General features: G+C 74.7%; 10 protein-coding genes. 3 read left to right on the plus strand and 7 right to left on the minus strand.

Annotation, left to right across the window (positions count from 1 at the left end):
* Positions 1-18: 18 nt before the first annotated feature.
* Positions 19-1,029, plus strand: coding sequence for a ferredoxin reductase (locus ACVWNX_RS03880; RefSeq protein WP_454414619.1), 1,011 nt, complete (start codon positions 19-21; stop codon positions 1,027-1,029).
* A gap of 7 nt (positions 1,030-1,036) precedes the next feature.
* Entirely contained in the window at positions 1,037-2,155 is a 1,119-nt protein-coding gene (locus ACVWNX_RS03885) for a fatty acid desaturase family protein (RefSeq protein WP_454412447.1), read from the plus strand.
* 144 nt (positions 2,156-2,299) lie between these two features.
* On the opposite strand, the gene ACVWNX_RS03890 is transcribed toward ACVWNX_RS03885, so the two are convergent.
* Entirely contained in the window at positions 2,300-3,091 is a 792-nt protein-coding gene (locus ACVWNX_RS03890; protein ID WP_454412448.1) for a class I SAM-dependent methyltransferase, read from the minus strand.
* Positions 3,092-3,481: 390 nt separating this feature from the next.
* Here ACVWNX_RS03890 and ACVWNX_RS03895 point away from each other — a divergent pair, with 390 nt between their 5' ends.
* Positions 3,482-5,068 (plus strand): protein kinase domain-containing protein, encoded by a 1,587-nt coding sequence (locus ACVWNX_RS03895; RefSeq protein WP_454412449.1) that lies wholly within the window; start codon positions 3,482-3,484, stop codon positions 5,066-5,068.
* A 13-nt stretch (positions 5,069-5,081) separates the two neighbouring features.
* Here ACVWNX_RS03895 and ACVWNX_RS03900 read toward each other — a convergent pair whose 3' ends face one another.
* The 6 genes from ACVWNX_RS03900 to ACVWNX_RS03925 are packed head-to-tail and all read right to left on the minus strand — an operon-like array spanning position 5,082 to position 18,510.
* Entirely contained in the window at positions 5,082-6,203 is a 1,122-nt protein-coding gene (locus tag ACVWNX_RS03900) for a cytochrome P450 family protein (protein ID WP_454412450.1), read from the minus strand.
* Positions 6,200-7,183: a methyltransferase gene (locus tag ACVWNX_RS03905; RefSeq protein ID WP_454412451.1), complete on the minus strand. Its 984-nt coding sequence runs from the start codon at positions 7,181-7,183 to the stop codon at positions 6,200-6,202. The genes ACVWNX_RS03900 and ACVWNX_RS03905 overlap by 4 nt, the downstream gene beginning before the upstream one ends.
* The gene (locus ACVWNX_RS03910; protein WP_454412452.1) at positions 7,180-14,979 is read right to left on the minus strand and encodes a non-ribosomal peptide synthetase; all 7,800 of its coding nucleotides are present in this window, start codon (positions 14,977-14,979) and stop codon (positions 7,180-7,182) included. The genes ACVWNX_RS03905 and ACVWNX_RS03910 overlap by 4 nt, the downstream gene beginning before the upstream one ends.
* Positions 14,976-15,548 (minus strand): DUF6875 domain-containing protein, encoded by a 573-nt coding sequence (locus ACVWNX_RS03915; RefSeq protein ID WP_454412453.1) that lies wholly within the window; start codon positions 15,546-15,548, stop codon positions 14,976-14,978. Before ACVWNX_RS03915 ends, ACVWNX_RS03910 begins: the two co-directional genes overlap by 4 nt.
* On the minus strand, positions 15,542-16,843 hold the full coding sequence (locus tag ACVWNX_RS03920; protein ID WP_454412454.1) for an FAD-dependent oxidoreductase: 1,302 nt from the start codon (positions 16,841-16,843) through the stop codon (positions 15,542-15,544). The genes ACVWNX_RS03915 and ACVWNX_RS03920 overlap by 7 nt, the downstream gene beginning before the upstream one ends.
* Positions 16,840-18,510: a non-ribosomal peptide synthetase gene (locus ACVWNX_RS03925; RefSeq protein ID WP_454414620.1), complete on the minus strand. Its 1,671-nt coding sequence runs from the start codon at positions 18,508-18,510 to the stop codon at positions 16,840-16,842. The genes ACVWNX_RS03920 and ACVWNX_RS03925 overlap by 4 nt, the downstream gene beginning before the upstream one ends.
* Between the last annotated feature and the right edge of the window lie 84 nt (positions 18,511-18,594).

Consider the following 18,594-nt stretch of genomic DNA (forward strand, 5'->3'; position numbering starts at 1 on the left):
GCGTGGAAACTGCTGGAGATGGTCACGACGCCGCTGCTGCCGTCGGACTACCTCGACCTGGTCAGCCCGCTGCGCGCGGGCGCCGACCTGCACGGGCGCATCGAGGCCGTGCGTCCCGAGACGGGTGACGCCGCGACCGTGGTGATCAGGCCGGGACGGGGCTGGCGCGGCCACACGGCCGGTCAGTACGTGCGGATCGGGGTCGACGTCGACGGGGTGCGCCTGTGGCGCGCCTACTCCCTCACCTCGCCGACGGACCGCCGGGACGGCCGCGTCACGATCACCGTGAAGGCGATCCCGGACGGCAAGGTCAGCAACCACCTGGTCCGCCAGGCGACACCGGGCACGCTGATCCGGCTGGACCAGGCGACCGGTGACTTCGTGCTGCCGCAGGCCAGGCCCGCCAAGGTGCTCTATCTGACGGCCGGCAGCGGCATCACTCCGGTGATGGGCATGCTGCGCGACACCGGGCTGGACGACGTCGTCATGGTGCACTCCGCGCCCCGGCCGCAGGACGTGATCTTCCGCGACGAGCTCCACGCCCTGGTCGCGGACGGGAAGCTGCGTCTCACCGAGGTGCACACCGACACGGACGGCGTGCTGGACATCGCCCGTCTCGACGAACTGGTGCCCGACTGGGCCGAGCGCGAGACCTGGGCCTGCGGACCCGCCGGTCTGCTCGACGCCGCCGAGAAGCACTGGGCCGGACACGGCGTGCCGGAGCGGCTGCACACCGAGCGCTTCCGTCCCGTCGTCGCCGCCGTCGGCGACGGTGGCGAGGTCACGTTCAGCACCACCGGGAAGACCGTCGAGGCGGACGGCGCCACGCCGTTGCTGGACGTCGGTGAGGAGGCCGGCGTGCTCATGCCCTCCGGGTGCCGCATGGGCATCTGCTTCGGCTGCGTCTCGCCGCTCAAGGCGGGCGCCGTCCGCGACCTGCGCACCGGCGAGATCACCGAGGCCGAGCCGGGCGTCCTCATCCAGACCTGTGTGTCCGCCGCGGCGGGCCCCTGCGACATCGAACGGTAGGAACACCTTGACCGCCATCGACCCCACCGCCCATCTGACCCCGGAGCAGATCGAGGAGCTCGGTCGCGAGCTGGACGCGATCCGCGACGAGGTGATCGCCAGCCGTGGTGAGAAGGACGCCGCCTACATCCGCAAGGTCATCTCGGCGCAACGCAAGCTGGAGCTGGTCAGCCGGGGCGTGCTGCTGTTCTCGATCTTCCCGCCCGCGTGGGTGATCGGCACCGCGGGGCTGTCCGTGGCGAAGATCATGGAGAACATGGAGATCGGCCACAACGTCCTGCACGGGCAGTGGGACTGGATGCGGGATCCGAAGATCCACTCCACCACCTGGGAGTGGGACCACGCCTCGCCCGCCGAGCAGTGGAAGCACTCGCACAACGAGCTGCACCACACGTACACCAATGTGATCGGCAAGGACAATGACCTCGGCTACGGCATCATGCGCGTCGACGAGGACCAGAAGTGGTACCCGTTCCACCTCGGCCAGCCGCTGTGGAACTTCGTCAACGCCTGCTTCTTCGAGTACGGCATCGCCGCGTACGACCTGGAGCTCGGCCGGAACCTGAGCAAGCACCGCCGCAAGAACCCGGAGTTCCGCGCGCGGGCCAAGGCCGTGGGACGCAAGATCCGCAAGCAGGTGCTCAAGGACTACGTGATCCACCCGCTGCTGTCCGGTCCGTCGTTCCTCACCACGCTCGCCGCCACGTTCACCGCGAACCTGGTCCGCAACCTCTGGTCCCACTCGGTGATCATGTGCGGACACTTCCCCGAGGGCGTGCAGGTCTTCGAGCGCCGGTCGATCAGGGGCGAGACGCGCGGCCAGTGGTACCTGCGCCAGATGATGGGCTCCGCGAACATCAGCGGCAGCAAGGCCATGCACTTCATGACCGGCAACCTGTCGCACCAGATCGAGCACCACCTGTTCCCGGACCTGCCGAGCAACCGGTACGCCGAGGTCTCGGTGAAGGTGCGCGCGCTCTTCGAGAAGTACGAGCTGGAGTACGTCACCGGGCCGCTGCCCAAGCAGGTGTTCTCCGCGTGGCGCAAGGTCGTCCGGCTCTCGCTGCCGAACAGGAAGCCCAAGGCCGACAAGCCGCGCCGGAAGCGGGAGCTGGTCGCGGGCTGATCCCGTCCCGGTGCCGTGCCGCCGGGACGGGCGCGCCCCCGTCCGTCCCGGCGGCACGGCACACCCGGCCGCACGGGGACGCTCGCCGTCCCGGGCGGCCCCGTGGCCGGGCGGTCCCGGCCACGGCCCCACGCCACGGCCGGGTCAGCCCGGCTTGACCGCGCGCGTCGCGAAATAGCCCGAGAAGTAGGCGGCGGACGCGTCGGAGTGGTGCGGCCCTTCCGCGAAGCCGGTGAGGACGAACCCCGCGGCGAGCTGCCCGCCGATCTGGTCGGTGAGGGTGTGGCCGTACTCAAGGGCGGCGTCCGCGCCGAACTTGGCGGCGCGTTCCTCCGCCGAGTAGTGCGTGACGTCGCTGTAGGGCAGCTTGTGCGCGACGACCAGCTCGCCGCGCTCCTCCAGCGCCTCGTGGTCGAACAGGTACGCGTCGGGGTTGATGAAGCCCGAGAGCAGGGTTCCCCCCGGCCTCAGGACCCGGAAGCACTCCCGCCACACCGGTGCCAGCTCCGGTACGAACAGGTTGGAGACCGGATGGAACACCACGTCGAACGTCGCGTCGCCGAAGGCGCCGAGGTCGCGCATGTCGCCCAGGGCGGTGCGCAGGTCGAGCCCGTCGCGCTCCGCCACCAACCGGTCCTGGCCGAGCTGGCCGGGTGAGTTGTCGAAGACGGTGACCCGCGCCCCCGCCGCGGCGAGGATCGGACCCTGCTGGCCACCGCCGGAGGCCAGACACAGCACGTCCTTGCCGGTCAGGTCCGTCGGCAGCCAGGAGCGGTCGACCGGCTCGTTCCCGATGAGGACGATCGACCAGTCGCCCGTGCGGGCGCGCTCGACCTCCTCGGTGCTCACCGGCAGCGTCCACTCGTCGCCCTCCTGGGCGTACTTGTCCCAGGCGGCCCGGTTGTGGGCGACGGGGTCGACGACATCGTCCTGCACGTTTGCTCCCTGCTACGGCCAGGCGGACCCTGCGGTACTGACGGTCCGGTGCCTCCAGCCAACACGATCGGGGGGCGCGGACTCAACGGAATTCGCGGATGCCGGGGATGCCGGGTGTGTCCACGGGGCCGGTCCCTCCCCGGCCTGAGCATCCCGGCACCGGCACGGCATGCCCCGGATCACCGGTACCGGCCGCCCTCGCCGCCAGGCGGCGCCGCGTCCACCGCGGCGGTCGGCACGCGACCGCGGCGGCCGGATTCGCGGCGTCCGCCCGGGCCGTACCGGGATTCGCGCGGAAGTCCGGACACGCGGCGACGGCACCCCACACACTGTGGCAGCGGCGGACCATCACCGTCGCGGGACGGTACGGACGGAAGGGCGCGGACGGGGATGCGGGTGCTGGCGGGGCGGTACGAGATCCAGGGGACGCTGGGGCAGGGCGGGATGGGAGTGGTGCACCGGGCACTGGACCGGGAGCTGGGGCGGCAGGTCGCGGTGAAGACCCTTCCGCCGGAGCTGCTGCGGGACCCCCAGTTCACCGCCCGGTTCTGGCGGGAGGCGCGGACGGCGGCGCGGCTGAGCCATCCCGGCATCGCGGTGCTCCACGACGTCGGTGAGGACGCCGACGGGGAGACCCGGACTCCGTTCATCGTCATGGAGTACGTGGAAGGCCGCACCCTCGACGGCATCGTGTACGAGCGGCCGCTGTCGGTGGACCAGGCGGTCCGGATCGCCGTGGACGTGCTGGACGCGCTGGAGCACAGTCATGGACAGGGTGTGGTGCACCGGGACGTCAAACCGTCGAACGTGATGGTGAGCGGTCCACTGGCGGGGTCGGGGGGTACGCGGGACCGGGTGAAGGTGCTGGACTTCGGGATCGCGCGGCTGCTGGCGGAGACCTCGACGCGGCTGACGGCGACGGGGGCCACGGTGGGGACACCGGCGTATCTGTCGCCGGAGCAGGCGGAGGGGCGGGACGTCGACGCCCGTTCCGATCTGTACTCCACCGGATGTCTGCTGTACCAACTGCTCACGAGGCAGCCGCCGTTCCTGGGGGACTCGCCGTTCGTGATCCTGCTCCAGCACATCCAGGGGATACCGGTGCCGCCGGGGGAACGACGCGCGGGAGTGCCGGGGACGGTGGACGAGGTCGTGCTGCGGGCCCTGGCGAAGAAGCCCGGGGACCGCTATCCGGACGCCGCCGCGATGCGCGACGCGCTGGAGGAAGCGCTGCCGGGAGGCCGTGCGGGCCGGACCGGGGCGACCCGGAGCGCCGCTGTGCCGCCGACCCTGGTCGACCCTGCGGAGCAGCCGACGAAGCCCGTCACCGCCCCCGCCGGACCCGGGGCCGGGACCCCCGCCGAGCCGGTGACCGTGGCGGACCGGTCCGCCACGGCCCCTCGGGATCTCCGCCCCACGGCCGTCGCCGGGGAGACCGCCGTACCGGCGGGATCCGGCGCGCCGCGCTCCGCCGCCCCGAGCACCCCGGACCCGGCCGTCCGGCGTGCCGCCGCGTCGTCGGACCGGAGCACCGTCCCCACGGCTCCTCCCGCCGTCGGTCCGGAGCAGCCGCTGACGCACGCCCCGCTCGGGAGCCGGGCGGGCGCCTGGGGCATCGACGCGGCGGTCTGTCTGGTGCCCGCCGTCCTGCTGGGCGCGGCGCTGGCGCTGCTGGCGGCCGTCCCCGCGTTCCTCCTGGGGATGCTGCTGGTCTACGAGATCCTGGCGTGCTTCCTCTTCGGCCGGACGGTGGGACACCGGGTCAAGGGCCTCCGGCCGCTGGTCCGTGCCACGGGCGGGCGTCCGGGCTGGGGCGCCTTCTTCCACACGTTGCTCTTCTACGTACAGTTCTATCCGCTGTTCACCCTGGTCATGGTCGTCGACGCGTTGTTCATCGTCCGCAACGGCACCGGCCACCGGATGCTCCACGAGAAGCTGAGCGGAACGGTCGTGGCCGTGGAGCCCGCCCGGAGCTGACCGGACCGGGGGCTCATACGGGGGTGAAGGTGACCGGGAGGGCCCGGGGGCCCCGGAACGTCGGGGCGTAGCCCCAGTCGACCCGGTCGCCCGGGATGTCCAGGGTCAGGTCCGGCAGGCGGCCGAAGAGCGTGGTGATCGCGATCTCCGTCTGCAGCTTCACCAGATGGCTGCCCAGGCAGGCGTGCGCGCCGTGGCCCAGCGCCAGGTGCGGGCGGGCGTCACGGGTGAGGTCCAGGGCGTCGGGGTCGGGGAACCGGTCGGGGTCGCGGTTCGCCGCCGCCAGCGACAGCAGCACCACGTCGCCCTCCCCCACCCGGGTGTCCGCGATCGTCAGCTCCTCGCCCGCGTACCGGTACTCCGCCACGTGGTCCGGCGGGTCCAGGCGCAGCAGTTCGTTGACCGCCCGGGACCAGTCGACGGCGCCGCCGAGCAGGGCGGCCCGCTGACCGGGGTCGCCGAGCAGTCGCAGGATGGTGGTGCCGAGGAACTGGATCGTGGTGATGTGACCGGCGCCGATCAAGGTCATGACCATCACCTCCAGTTCGTCGCCGGTCAGCGCGTCCGACTCGATCAACCGCGTCGGCAGGTCGTCCCCCGGGTGGGAGCGTTTGTAGGCCACCAGCCTCCGGACGTACTCCAGCACCTCCGCCAGCTTCACCTCGTCGCGGGGCTGCTGGAACTTCGCGCGGTACCACATGTCCAACACGTCGGCGGCGGGCGGGCGTTCGGTCTCCGGGACGCCGAGCAGATCGTGCACCACGGCGACCGGGATCTCCCGGGTGTACTCGGCGACGAGGTCCGCGTGCCCCCGCCCGGCGAACGACCCGACGGCGTGCGCGCAGGTCCGGGCGGTGCGATCGCGCAGCCGGGACACGGCGGCGGGGGTGAACGCCGAGGCGACGAGCCGACGCAGCCTGGTGTGTCCGGGATCGTCCAGCTGGGACAGACCGGGCGGGCGCGGGTCGGGGTCGGCCGGGGCGCGGCTGCCCAGGCGGCGGTCGGCCAGGCAGGCGCGGACGTCGTCGTACCGGGTCACCAGCCAGGTCCGACCGGGGACGCGCGGGTCGTCGACGGGGCAGACCGGGTCGTGCGCGCGCAACCAGGCGTAGCCCGGGTACGGGTCGGCGGTCACGACGGACGACCGGCGATCAGCAGTTTCTCCAGCGGGGACGCGGCGAGCGGCACGACCCGTGTCTCGGTGAGCCCGGCCTCGCCCAGCCAGGCCGCGAGGTCGGTGTAGCGGTGCACTCCGCCGCCGTGGCCCTGCCACAGGGTCAGGTCGAACATGCCGAGGTACCCGTTCGCGGCCGGGCCCAGCCCGGCCGGGGGTTCCCGGTCGTGGTCGAGGATGGCGACGCTTCCGGTGGGGGACAGCGATTTCGCCGCGCGCCGGAACAGCTCGCGGCATTCCTCGGGGCGGTGGCCGTGCAGGACGTTGAAGAGCAGCACCAGGTCGTGTCCGGAGCCCAGGTCGTCGGTGAGGTAGTCGCCCGCCCGCGCCGTCACCCGGTCCGGCGGGGCGTCTTCGCGCAGGGCCGTGACCGTCCCGGGCAGGTCGAAGACGGTGACCCGGACGTCCGGGCGGCGGCGGCACAGTTCGACGGCGTGGTCGCCGTGGCCGCCGCCGATGTCCAGGACGGTCGCCGCGGGGGGCAGCGCGGCGGCGATGCCGTCGGCCAGTTCCACGGCGGCACCGGCGAGCATCCGGCGCAGCCGGGCCCCGCTGGCGGGGCGCTCGTCCAGCCAGGTGTAGAAGCCCCGGCGGGGCGTGCCGGTGCGGATGGTGTCCTCGATGTCGGCCCAGTGCTCGAACAGGACCTCGTGCCAGAACAGTTCGGCGTCCACCTGGCCGGGCGCGGCGACGGTCGTGACCCCGTCCTCGTCGTGCCGCAGATAGCCGAAGGTGACCAGGACGTTCACCAGGCTGCGCACTCCGGCCGGGTCGCCGTCGATCCTGGTGGCCAGTTCCCCGACGGACAGCGGGCCGGGTTCCAGCGCGGTGAACACCCCGAGCCGGACACCGGCGATCATGGCCCGGTATCCGGCCGCGCCGAGCCGGTCCAGTACCGGAGCCGGGACACCGAGGGATTCTTCGGGCAAGGGCATGGTCATCCACTTCCGGAAAGCGCGCCGGCATCCGTGAGGAAGTCCAGGTGCCTGCGCAGCATTCGCTCGTCGGCCGGGGGGAACCCCACCCCCGCCCCGGCCGCGGCGGCCCAGGTGCGGGAGCAGTCGAACCGCGGGTGCGGGCGGGGGCGTTCGGGCAGGGAGAAGGCGAGCGGGGCGAAGGGCCCGGCCGGGTCGGCGAGCATCCGCTCCCGCCATCGGTGGTACGGCACCACCTCGGTCGGGTGACCGGCCGAGGTGAGGGCGGCGGCGAGGGCGGCCCGGGTGAGGCCGCCGTCGCCGTGGTAGTGGTGGTCCCGGCCGAGGTGGTCCGGGACCTGGGAGAGCGCGACGACCGCCGCGGCCACCGTGTCGACGGGCACCATGTCCAGCACCTCGGCGGTGTCCGGGACGGCGCCCGCGGCGACGCATCCGGTGAGCCAGCGGCTGAACGCGGAGCGCGGGTCGGCGGCGCCGGTGACGGTGTCGCCGACGATGGCCGCGATGCGGTGGATCGAGACGGGCAGACCCTGGTCGCGGGCGGCGGCGGCCATGGCGTCGGCCACCCATTTGCTGAGGTCGTAGCCGCTGGCGAGGCCGGTCGGGTCGGTGGGGGCGTCGGCCTCGGTGACGACGCGGCCGTCGTAGGCGTCACCGAGGAAGACGCCGAGGGTGGAGATCAGGTGCAGCGGGGCGCCGCTGCCGTCGGCCAGGCGCAGGATCGCGGCGGTGGCGTCGACGTGGGCGGGTTTGAGGGCGTCGTAGGGCGCGGCGAAGTGCGGTACGGCGGCGTTGTGGTAGATCGCGTCCACGGTGGTGAGGGCGTCGTGGTCCTCGGTGGACAGCCCGAGTCCGGGTGCGGACAGGTCGCCGGGGACCGGGACCACCCGGTCGTGGACCGGCAGCCGGTCGATCGAGGACCGGCGGACGAGGCAGTGGATCCGGGCGTCGGTCCGGGCCAGGAGCTGGTCGAGGAGGTGACGGCCGAGGAAGCCGGTGGCGCCGGTGAGCAGGATGCGGCGCGCCGTGCCGGACGGGACGCGGGGCGGGCGGGCGGCGGGTGTCCGGCGCGGGTGCGCGGCGGGCGCTCTGCGCGGGTCGGGGGTGCGGAGGCGGATCCCGGGCGGGGGGACGGCGTCGGCGCGCAACCGGTCGACGGTGGGCAGGTCCGCCGGGGCACCGGCGTCGACGGCCGTCGCGAACGCCGCCACGGTGGGCGCGGTGAACAGGGTGCGCATCGGCACCGTGACGCCGAGGCGGTCGCGAACGGCGGCGAGGACGTGGGCGGCGATCAGCGAGTGCCCGCCGAGGGCGAAGAAGTCGGCGGCGCGGTCCACGTCGGGCCGGTCGAGCACGGTCGCCCAGATGGCGGCGACGGCCCGCTCGGTGGCGGTCCGGGGCGGATCCGCCGGGGCGGAGGGGGCGCCGGGGGGTTCGGGGAGGGCGGCGTGGTCGACCTTGCCGCCGCTGGTGGTGGGAAGGGCGTCGAGGACGACCACGGTGTCCGGCACGAGGTGCGCGGGCAGACGCCCGGCGCAGAAGGCGCGCAGGCCGGAAGCGTCCGGGACGGCGACCCTCGGGCCGGGGGCGGTCGGGACGGCGGCCTGCGGGACGGCGGCCCTCGGAACGGGAGCGCTCGGACCAGAAGCGTCCGGGACTACGGTCTGCGGGACGGGAGCGGTCGGACCGGGAACGCCCGGGACGGCGGCCTGCGGGCCGGGGGCGGTCGGACCGGGGGCGTCTGGGACGGCGACCTGCGGCTCAGGGACGGGGGCGGGGGCGGGGGCGGTCAGACCGGGAACATCCGGGACTGCGGCTCTCAGGCCGGGAGCGGTCGGACCGGAAGCGTCCGATACAGCGCCCCTCGGACCGGGAACGGTCGGACCGGGAGCGGTCCGGGCGGGGGCGGTCGGGTTCGGGGCGCCGACGTAGCCGATGAGGCGGTCGCCCCTGGCCACCACCACGGCCTCCGCGACGGCGGGGTGCGCGGCGAGCACGGCCGCCACCTCCCCCGGTTCCACCCGGTTGCCACGGATCTTGACCTGGTCGTCGGCCCGGCCGACGAATTCGAGCGTGCCGTGCGGGTTCAGCCTCGCGAGGTCGCCGGTGCGGTACATGCGGGCGCCGGGCCGGTCGCCGTACGGGTCGGCGAGGAACGCCGTGGCGGTCGCGGCCGGGTTCCCCCGGTACCCCCGGGCGGGCGCCGTCCCTCCGATGTAGACCTCGCCGACCACGCCGACGGGCACCCTGCGCAGCGACCGGTCGAGGAGGTGGACGCGGACGTTCGGCAGCGGGCGGCCGATCGGCAGCCGGGTGGGGTGCTCATGGCCGTCGACGGTGCGGTGACTGGTCGCGCAGACGGTGGCTTCCGTCGGACCGTAGTGGTTGTGGAGGGGGACGCCGTGCTTCGCCCACGCGCGGACGGTCGCCGCCGGGACGACGTCGCCGCCGACCATCATCATCTCCAACGGGAGGCGTTCCCCGGCGAGATCCGCCACCCAGCGCTGCCACAGGGGGGCCGCCGTGTCCACCGCGGACAGCCGGTGCTCGACGCAGAGCTTGAGCAGGTCCCCTCCGGTGAGGCCGCCCGGTTCGGGGTGGATGACCAGGGTGGCCCCGGCCGCGAGGACGGGGAAGACGTCGCCGAACGCGGCGTCGAAGTGCGGGGGCGGGACCATCAGGAGGCGGTGCGCGGCGGTGAGGCCGTGCTCGGCGATGAACGCGGTGGTGAGGTTGAGGAGGGTGTCGTGCTGCACTTCGACGCCCTTGGGTTCGCCGGTGGAACCGGAGGTGTGGACGACGTAGGCGAGCTGGGACGGATGGAGGGGCGTGGGTTCGTGGTGGCCGGTGGCCGGGAGGGCGTCGCGGGTCAGGACGGTCTTCGCACCGCTGGCGGTGATCAGGGCGCGCCGCCGGGCGGGCGGCTGGGCGGGGTCGACGGGGACGAAGCATCCGCCCGCCTTGAGCACGCCGAGGATCGCGACGATCGCGTCGGCGCCGGACGGGATGGCGATCGCGACCGGGTCCTCGTTCCGGATGCCCGACGCGCGCAGCTGGTGGGCGACGGCCGAGGACCGGCGGTCCAGTTCTCGGTAGGTGAGGGGCTCGGCGGCGAGGTCGAGGACGGCGGTGGCCTCGGGGGTCCGGGCGGTGCGGGCCGCGATCAGGTCCACCACGGTCGTGGCGGCGGGGCGGACGCGGACGGCCGGGCGGGTGGACGGTGTGTCCGGTCCTTCGGGGGAGGCCGGACCGGACCGGGTGCCGAGGGCGGTGTGGGCGGCGGTGTCGGCCGGGGACAGCAGGTCCAGCCGGGACAGGGGAAGACCGGGGTGGCGGACCACGGCGTCCATGACCGCCAGCACCTGTTCGGCGATCCTGGTGATCGTGTCCGCCTCGTACCGGTCGGTGCGGTAGTCGATGAGGGCGGGCCAGTCGTCGCCCTCGCGTTCCCTGAGGTGGAGGGTGAGGTCGAAACGGCTGGTGGCGCGGTCGATCGGCAGCGGGGTGGTGGTCAGACCGGTGAAGGCGACGGGGGCCGTCTCGCGGTTGAGGACCAGCATCGTCCGGAACAGGGGGTGGTCCGCCCGGGGGCCGGGAACCGTGGTGAGGATGTCGGCCAGGGAGACGTCGGCGTGGTCCATCGCGTCGGCCACCACCCCGGTGGCGTCGGCGAGCAGGTCGCGGGGGGTGGCGCGACGGTTCACCCGGAGGCGGAGCGGGAGGGTCGTGACGAACATGCCGATCACGTCGTCCCACCCGGCCGGGCGGGTGCCGACCGGGGCGCCGACGACGAGGTCGTCACCGCCGTCCCGGGTGGCGGAGACCAGGGCGAGGACGGCGAGGAGCCCGGCGAAGGTGGTGGCCCGCTCGCCCCGGCACCAGTCGGCGAAGCGGCGGGCGAGCCCGGCCGGGACGGTGAACCGGTGGGTGGCACCGGGAGCGGCGCCCACCCGGCGGGGGTGCGCCCGGTCCGGACCGCTCCGTGGGGGACGCGCCGGGTCCGGACCGGTTTCCGGGTGCGGCGGTCCGCCCGGCCCGGGGGTCGGGGCCGGGCCGTACGGGTGGTCCGGCGGGGGTCCGGAGGCGGGCGGGGCGTCGCGGAGCGCTTCCGCCCAGAACTCGATGGTCCGTCGCCGTGGGACCACGGCTCCCGGCGCGGAGAGCGGTGCTTCCGGTGCGCCGGTCTCCGTACCGGGCGCGGTCCCCGTCCCCTGGACGTCCGTGGCACCGGACAGGGGCGGGGGCAGCGGGTCCACGGTGGCCGTGGTGGCCATGGCCGTCAGCAGGATCGACATCGACGTGTCGTCGCAGACGATGTGGTGAGCGGTGACCGCCAGGAGGTGGGTCGTGGGGCCGGTTCTGATCAGACGGGCCCGTACCAACGGGCTCCGGGTCAGGTCGAAGGGGCGGTCGGCGTCCCGGGCGGCCAGGCGTCCGGCCTCCGGCCACGGGTCCGCGTGGCCGCTCAGGTCGGTGGTGCGCCAGGCCCTCGCCAGCAGTCCGTCCGTGAGGGGCGCCGCGCTCAGCCGTGGAACGTCGTCCTGGACGACGACCGCCGATCGCAGGACGGGATGGACGGCCAGGGCGCGGGCGAACCGCGCGCGCAGCTCCGCCTCGTCGAGCGCGCCCTCCAGCCGGAACGCGGCGTGCACGACGTAGGCGCCGTCGTCCCGGCCCGCCTGGTGGATGATCCACAGTCCGTGCTGCGAGCCGGACAGCCGTCCTGGTGGAGCGGGCACCGGCCCCGGGGCCTCCGGGAGTTCCGGGATCTCCGGGGTGCCGGGACCTCCCCGGTCCTCCTCGATCACGGCGGCCAGCGCGGCGACGGTGGGGTGGGCGAACAGGGTGCGGATCGTCACCTCCACGCCGACCGTCGCCCGGATCCTGGCGACGGCCTTCACCGCCGCCAGGGAATGGCCACCGGACAGGAAGAAGTCGTCGTCGCGGTTGACCGGGCGGGCCAGCAGGCCCGCGAAGACCTCCGCGAGCGTGGTCTCCAGACCCGGACGGGGAGCGGAGACGACGGCCTCCTCCGCCGGTGGGGGCAGCGCGCGTACGTCCAGCTTTCCGGAGCTGGTCAGCGGGAACGCGGCCACGGACACCATCGCCGACGGCACCAGATAGGCGGGCAGGACCCGGCTCAGCCGCTCCCGTACCCCCGGCCAGCGGGGCGGCCCGGCGGCCGGGACCACATAGGCCACCAAGCGGTCGCCGTCACCGGCCACCCGGGCGTCGGCGACCTCCGGGTCCGCCCGCAAGGCCGCCTCCACCTCGGCCGGTTCCACCCGGTGACCACGCACCTTGAGCTGCGCGTCCACCCGTCCGACGAACTCCACGACACCGTCCGGCCGCCGTCGCGCCAGATCGCCCGTCGCGTACATGCGCGCGCCGGGGACCGGCGAGAACGGGTCGGCGACGAACCTCGTCGCCGTCCGGCCGGGCGCGCCGAGATAGCCGCGCGCCAGCGGGAAACCGCCCAGGTACACCTCGCCGACCACATCGTCGTCGACCGGTCGCAGGCCCGCGTTCAGCAGATGGGCGGTCACTCCGTCGAGGGGGGCGCCGATGCCGAACCGGCCGCCCGGGCGCACCCGTTCGGCGGTCGACCAGATCGTCGTCTCGGTCGGGCCGTACGCGTTCCACAGCCCGGCCCCGCCCAGCTCCCCGGCCAGCTCCGGCGTCAGCACCTCCCCGATCGACACCCGGACCCGTACGCGCTCCGGCACTCCCCCGGCCGCCGCCAGCACCGCCCACACCGACGGGGTGACCTGGACGGCCGTGACCGCCTCGGCCCTCAGCCGCCGCACCAGCGCGGGGCCGTCCACCACGGTCTGCGGCGGTACCGGCACCACCCGGGCGCCCACCGTCAGCGGCGCCACCAGTTCCCACACCGAGATGTCGAACGCCGGGGAGGTCATCGCCGCCATCACGTCCCCGGCGCCCAGCCCCACCAACGCCGTCGACCGGGTCAGCATCCCGGCCACCGCGCGGTGCGGCACGCCCACCGCCTTCGGGCGGCCGGTCGAGCCGGACGTGTGGAACACGTACGCCAGCGACTCGGGCGTGATGCCGGGATCGACGCGCTCGAACTCCTCCGGCAGCTCGGGGATTCCGGTCAGCACCACGCGGGCGGCCCCGGTGACGGCCCGGCGCCTCGGCTCGGGCCACGACGGTTCCACCGGCACGTACACCGCGCCCGCCCGCCAGATCCCGAGGACGGCCACCACCAGGTCCGGGCCGCGCGGCAGGTCCACCGCGACCCACTCCTCCGGCCCGGCGCCCCTCGCCCGCAGCACCGAGGCCAGCGCCGCCGAACGGCGGTCCAGTTCGGCGTAGGACACCTCCCCCACCGCGAGGCCGTCCGCGCCGAACCGGATCAGCTCCAGCACGGTCGACGGCGCCGGAGCACCGGTCGGCGCCGCCATCGGCACGGCCGCCGACCGCGGCCCCGCCGCCCCCGCCGACCTCGCCGTCAACGCCGACAGCCGGTGGTCGGGGTCGGCGCACGCGCGGTCCAGCAGGGCCAGCAGCCGTCCGACGAGCCCGTCGACCGTGGCGCCGTCGAACAGGTCCGTGTCGTGCTCGGTGACCACGGCCATCTCCGCGCCGCCGGACTCCACCATCAGGGTGAGGTCGACGTCGGCCGTGCCCGTGTCCGGGAGCATCCGGTCGGCCCGCACGCCGGGGAACGCCACCCCGGGCGGTTCCTGCATCACGAGGTGCGCCTGGCAGAGCGGCGCGTGGCTCGGGTCGCGGGGGGCGCCGACCGCCTCGACGATCCGGTCGAACGGGACCGCCGCGCCGCCCAGTCCCGCCGCGACCGCGCGACGGGCCCTGGCCACCAGCTCGCGGAAGGTCGGATCGCCGCCGATCCCCACCCGCAACGGCACCGGGTTCACGAACATCCCGACGACGTCGGCGAACTCCGGCCCCGGCCGCCCGGACCACAGGGTGGCGACCACCACGTCGTCCTGTCCCGCCGTCGTGCCCAGGGTGGCGGCGTACGCGGCCTGGAGCACGACGAACCGGGTGGCGCGGGTGGCGCGGGCGAGCGCGTCGACCCGCGCGGTGAGTCCCTCGGCGACGGCGTGGCGGCGCAACTCCCCCCGGAAGGCGCGCATCCTGGGGCGGGGCCGGTCGGTGGGCAGGGTGAGCAGGTCCGGCACGCCCGCCAGATCGGACGCCCGGCGGGACGGGTCGTCGTCGACGGCGTCCGGCGGCGCTCCGGGATCCGGCAGGGCCCGGGCCGGGTCGGCGTACAGGGCGCTGATCTCCCGGCACAGCACCGATAGTGACGTGCCGTCGACGACCGCGTGATGGGTGTTGATCACCAGTACGTGGTCGGTCGGCGTGATCCGGCCCAGCCTGATCCGGAACAGCGGCCCGGTGCGCGGGTCGAACGGCTCCCGCACGGCCCGCGCCGCGAACGCCTCGGCGGCCGCGTCCGTGTCCGTGTCCGCAGCTCCGGCTCCGGCTCCGGCTCCGGCTCCGGCTCCGGCAGCATCCGTGTCTACGGTCGCGTCGGCGTCCGCCGAGGCGTTCGCGGCCGGCACCGTCCGCACCACGAGGTCCGCCGCGACCACCGGACCCACCCGGCCGACCGGCTCGCCGTCGACCTCGTCGAAGGTGGTCCGCAGCACCGGGTGCCGGGCCACCACCAGGTCCGCCGCGCGCCGGAGCGCGGCCACCGACAGGGGGCCGGTCAGCCGGAACACCGCCGGGTTGTTGTGCAGGGGCGCGCCGTCGGCGAACGCTTCGAGGAACCACAGTCGCCGGGCCCCGGGCGGGAGCGGAACCGTCATCGACGCGCTCCCCGGTCCCCGAACCGGCTCCGGTACGCCGCCAGGTGCTCCGGGTCGGCCCGCAGGAACGGCGCGTCGGCGGCCACCATGTGCCGCACCGCCAGCAGCGGCAGCGGACTGCGCATCGGCCGGAAGTCGGCGTTCCACAGACCGGGCGCGGGCGGCGGTCCCGGGTGGAACTCGCCTATCATCAGGCCGCGTTCCACGAAGCCGGGCTTCAACTCCCGCTGGGTGCGGTCGATCTCACCGGGCGGCACGTCCGGCAGCACCACCAGGACCGTCCGGTACCTGGCCTGCGGCCCCTCTTTCGGCGGCAGGTCGGGGAACCAGTCGCGGTAGGCGGTCATCACCGCCCGCAGGTCCGGCCGTCCGGGGTGCGCGGCGAGGAAGAACCCGCCCCGTTCCAGGGAGACGGCCGTGTACGGGCAGACGTCGCCGCCCCGCCCCAGATCGGGATGCGGTCGGCACAGATAGGACCGCGCCCACGCCAGGACCACCCCGGCGGCGGCGGGCAGGTCCGGGTGGTCCGGCTCGAACAGCGCGACGTCGCCCGTCGGGTGGCTCAGCATCTCCCGCTCCGCTTCCGGCGCGCCGTGGCGAGCCACGCGGCTGTGCCGAGCCCGGCGAGTCCGGCCAGCCCGGCGATTCCGCCGAGGAGGCGGTCCTGGCGGCGGGCCCGGGCGAGCGCGTCGCCGTACGGGAGGCTGCTGTGGCTGATCATCTCGTACAGGGGCCGCCACCCCGGCAGCAGACGGCCGAGCGCGAAGTCGATCCGTTTGCGGGCCAGGAACACCGGTGACCGCACCCGGTCGCGCAGCTCCACGAAGTTGCGCGCGGACAGCTCGGCGAGCACGTCGGTGTGCGGACGGCGGCGGGCCTCGAAGGCGGCGAGCGCCTCGTCCGGGGCGTACTCGGCGAGGCAGGCGTCGAGCACCGCGCAGTCCTCGAACGCGGCGTTCATCCCCTGGCCGTAGAACGGGAACACGGCGTGCGCGGCGTCGCCGACGAGGACGACGCGGTCGTGCCGCCAGGGCGCGGTGCGCACCGACACCAGGCTGCCCGGCTCGTGTGCGAGGAACTGCGTGACCAGGTCCGGCACCAGATCGGTCAGGTCGCCGAACTCCTCGGCCAGGAACGCCCCGGCCCGTGCCGGGTCGCGCAGCCCCGAGAACCCGGTAGCGCCGTCGAACGGCAGGAACACGGTGCCGGTCAGCGTGCCGTCGGGGTTGGGGTGCGCCACCACCAGCCCCCGCTCGCCGGGCCACACGTGCAGCGCCTCCGGCCGTTCGACGGCCGGGATGGTGAACTCCCGGTAGCCCCAGTCCAGATGCGTCTGGTGGAACTCGGCGCCCACCCGGCGGTGCAGCTGCGCCCGTACGGTCGAGTAGGCGCCGTCCGCGCCCACCACGAGGTCCGCCGGGAACGTCCGGGCCGGGGTCCGCACCCCGGTGCCGGTCGGGCCGGTGCCGGTCAGACCGGTGACGCGGTGCCCGAACCACAGCCGCACCCCGGGAACCTTCTCGGCGGCTTCGAGCAGGGTGATGTTGAGGTCGTGGCGGCGGACCGCGTGCAGCACCTCGGTGTCGTCCGCGCCGTAGGGCTGGTAGGCGGCCCGGCCGCCGTGGTGGACGATCCGCCCGCGCATGGGAACCGCTTCGGCCAGGGCCTCCTCCAGGAGGCCGATGTCGCGCAACGCCGCCCGTCCGCGTTCGGACAGCCCGACGCTGATCGACGCGGCGTCCGGGCCGTCCGCGCCGCGCGGATCGCCTCGCCGCTCCACCACGTCCACCCGGTGGCCCCGGCGGGCCAGCCGGATCGCCAGCATGGTCCCGGCCATGCCCGCCCCGACGACGACGACCTTCATGTCCGGCTCCCGGCCGGGTCCGCCGGGACTGTCGGGTCCGCCGGGTCCATCGCGGACAGGGTCTTGGCGAGGTCGGCGGGTGTGGAGGCGTCGAACACGGTGGCCACGGACGCTTCCACGGCCAGTTCGACCCGGATCCGGCTGACCAGCGCGGTGGCCATGAGCGAGGTGCCGCCGAGGGCGAAGAAGTCGTCGTCCGGCGCGACCGGGTCCACCGACAGCACTTCGGCGAACAGCCGGGCGAGGTCGTCGGCGAGCACGCCCGACGCCCGGGGCGCGGGCTCGGCGAACGCGGCCCGGTCCAGCTTTCCGTTGGGGGTCAGCGGGAAGTCCCCGACCACCTCGATCACGTCCGGGACGAGGTGGGCCGGGAGCCGCCCGGCGAGGTGCGCGCGCAGGTCCGGCACGCTCGCCCCGCGCGGCACCACATAGCCCACCAGGTAGGCGCCGAGCGGTCCGGAGCGGGCGACGACCGCCGCCCGCGCCACCGCCGGGTGGGCGCCGAGCACCGCCTCCACCTCGCCCGGTTCGACCCGGTGGCCACGGATCTTCACCTGGTCGTCGACCCGGCCGAGGAACAGCAGGTCGCCGTCGGGCAGCACCCGGACCAGGTCCCCGGTGCGGAACATGCGCGATCCGGGCGGACCCCAGGGATCGGCGACGAACCGCTCGGCGGTCGCCCCGGGGCGGCCCAGATAGCCGCGCGCGACCCCGGCGCCGCCGATGTACAGCTCGCCCTCGGCGGCCGGGGCGCACTTCTCGTCCAGCACCCGTAGTTCGGTGCCGGGGATCGCCGTCCCGATCGACACCACCGGGCCGCCGGTGAGCGGCGCGCTCATGGTGGCGCAGGCGGTCGTCTCGGTCGGACCGTAGGCGTTGATCATCCGGCGGCCGGCGGACCACCGGGCGACGAGGTCCGGGGCCAGCGCCTCCCCCGCGACGATCAGGCAGGCGACCGAGGGCAGCGCCAGGTCCGGCTGGGTCGCGAGCGCGCTCGGGGGCATGCACACATGGGTGACGCCGTGCTCGGCGACGAACCGGGCGAACGGTTCGCCGGGCGGGAGCCCCTCGGGCGGCGCGAGGACGAGCGTGGCCCCGGTGAGCAGCGCCATGCACAGGTCGGCGACGGCCACGTCGAAGCCGACCGACGCGTACTGCAGCACCCGGGCGCCCGGCCCCGCGCCGAAGCGTTCCCGCTGCGCCGCGACGAGTCGGGCGATCCCCGCGTGGGGGACGACCACGCCCTTGGGCTTCCCGGTCGAGCCCGAGGTGTAGACGACGTAGGCGGCACGCTCCGGACCGGGGTCCGCCACCGGGGCGGCGGACCCCGCCGTGGCCTCCAGCGCCCGTAGCTCCTCCGGCGTCAGCACCAGGGCGGGACGGGCGTCGGCGAGCACCGCGGCCGTCCGGTCCGGCGGCCCGGCGGGGTCGAGCGGCAGGTACGCGGCTCCCGCGGCGAGCACCGCGACGACGGCCACCACCATGTCCGCGCCGCGCGGGACGGCGACGGCGACGATGTCGTCCGGCCCGACCCCGCGGTCCCGCAGCCCGCCCGCCACGACGGAGGCGCGGGCGTCGAGCTCACCGTAGGAGAGCGTGCCGTCGGCGGCGACCACCGCGATCGACTCCGGGGCCCGGGCGACCTGGCGCCGGAACATCCCCACCATCGTCCCGGACGGCGGGGGATTCACCGTATCTAATCGCGCGTCCACTACGTTTCACACTCCGTGACCCACGGAAATCCATTAGGG

The organism is Streptomyces sp. JNUCC 64 (assembly GCF_054484115.1).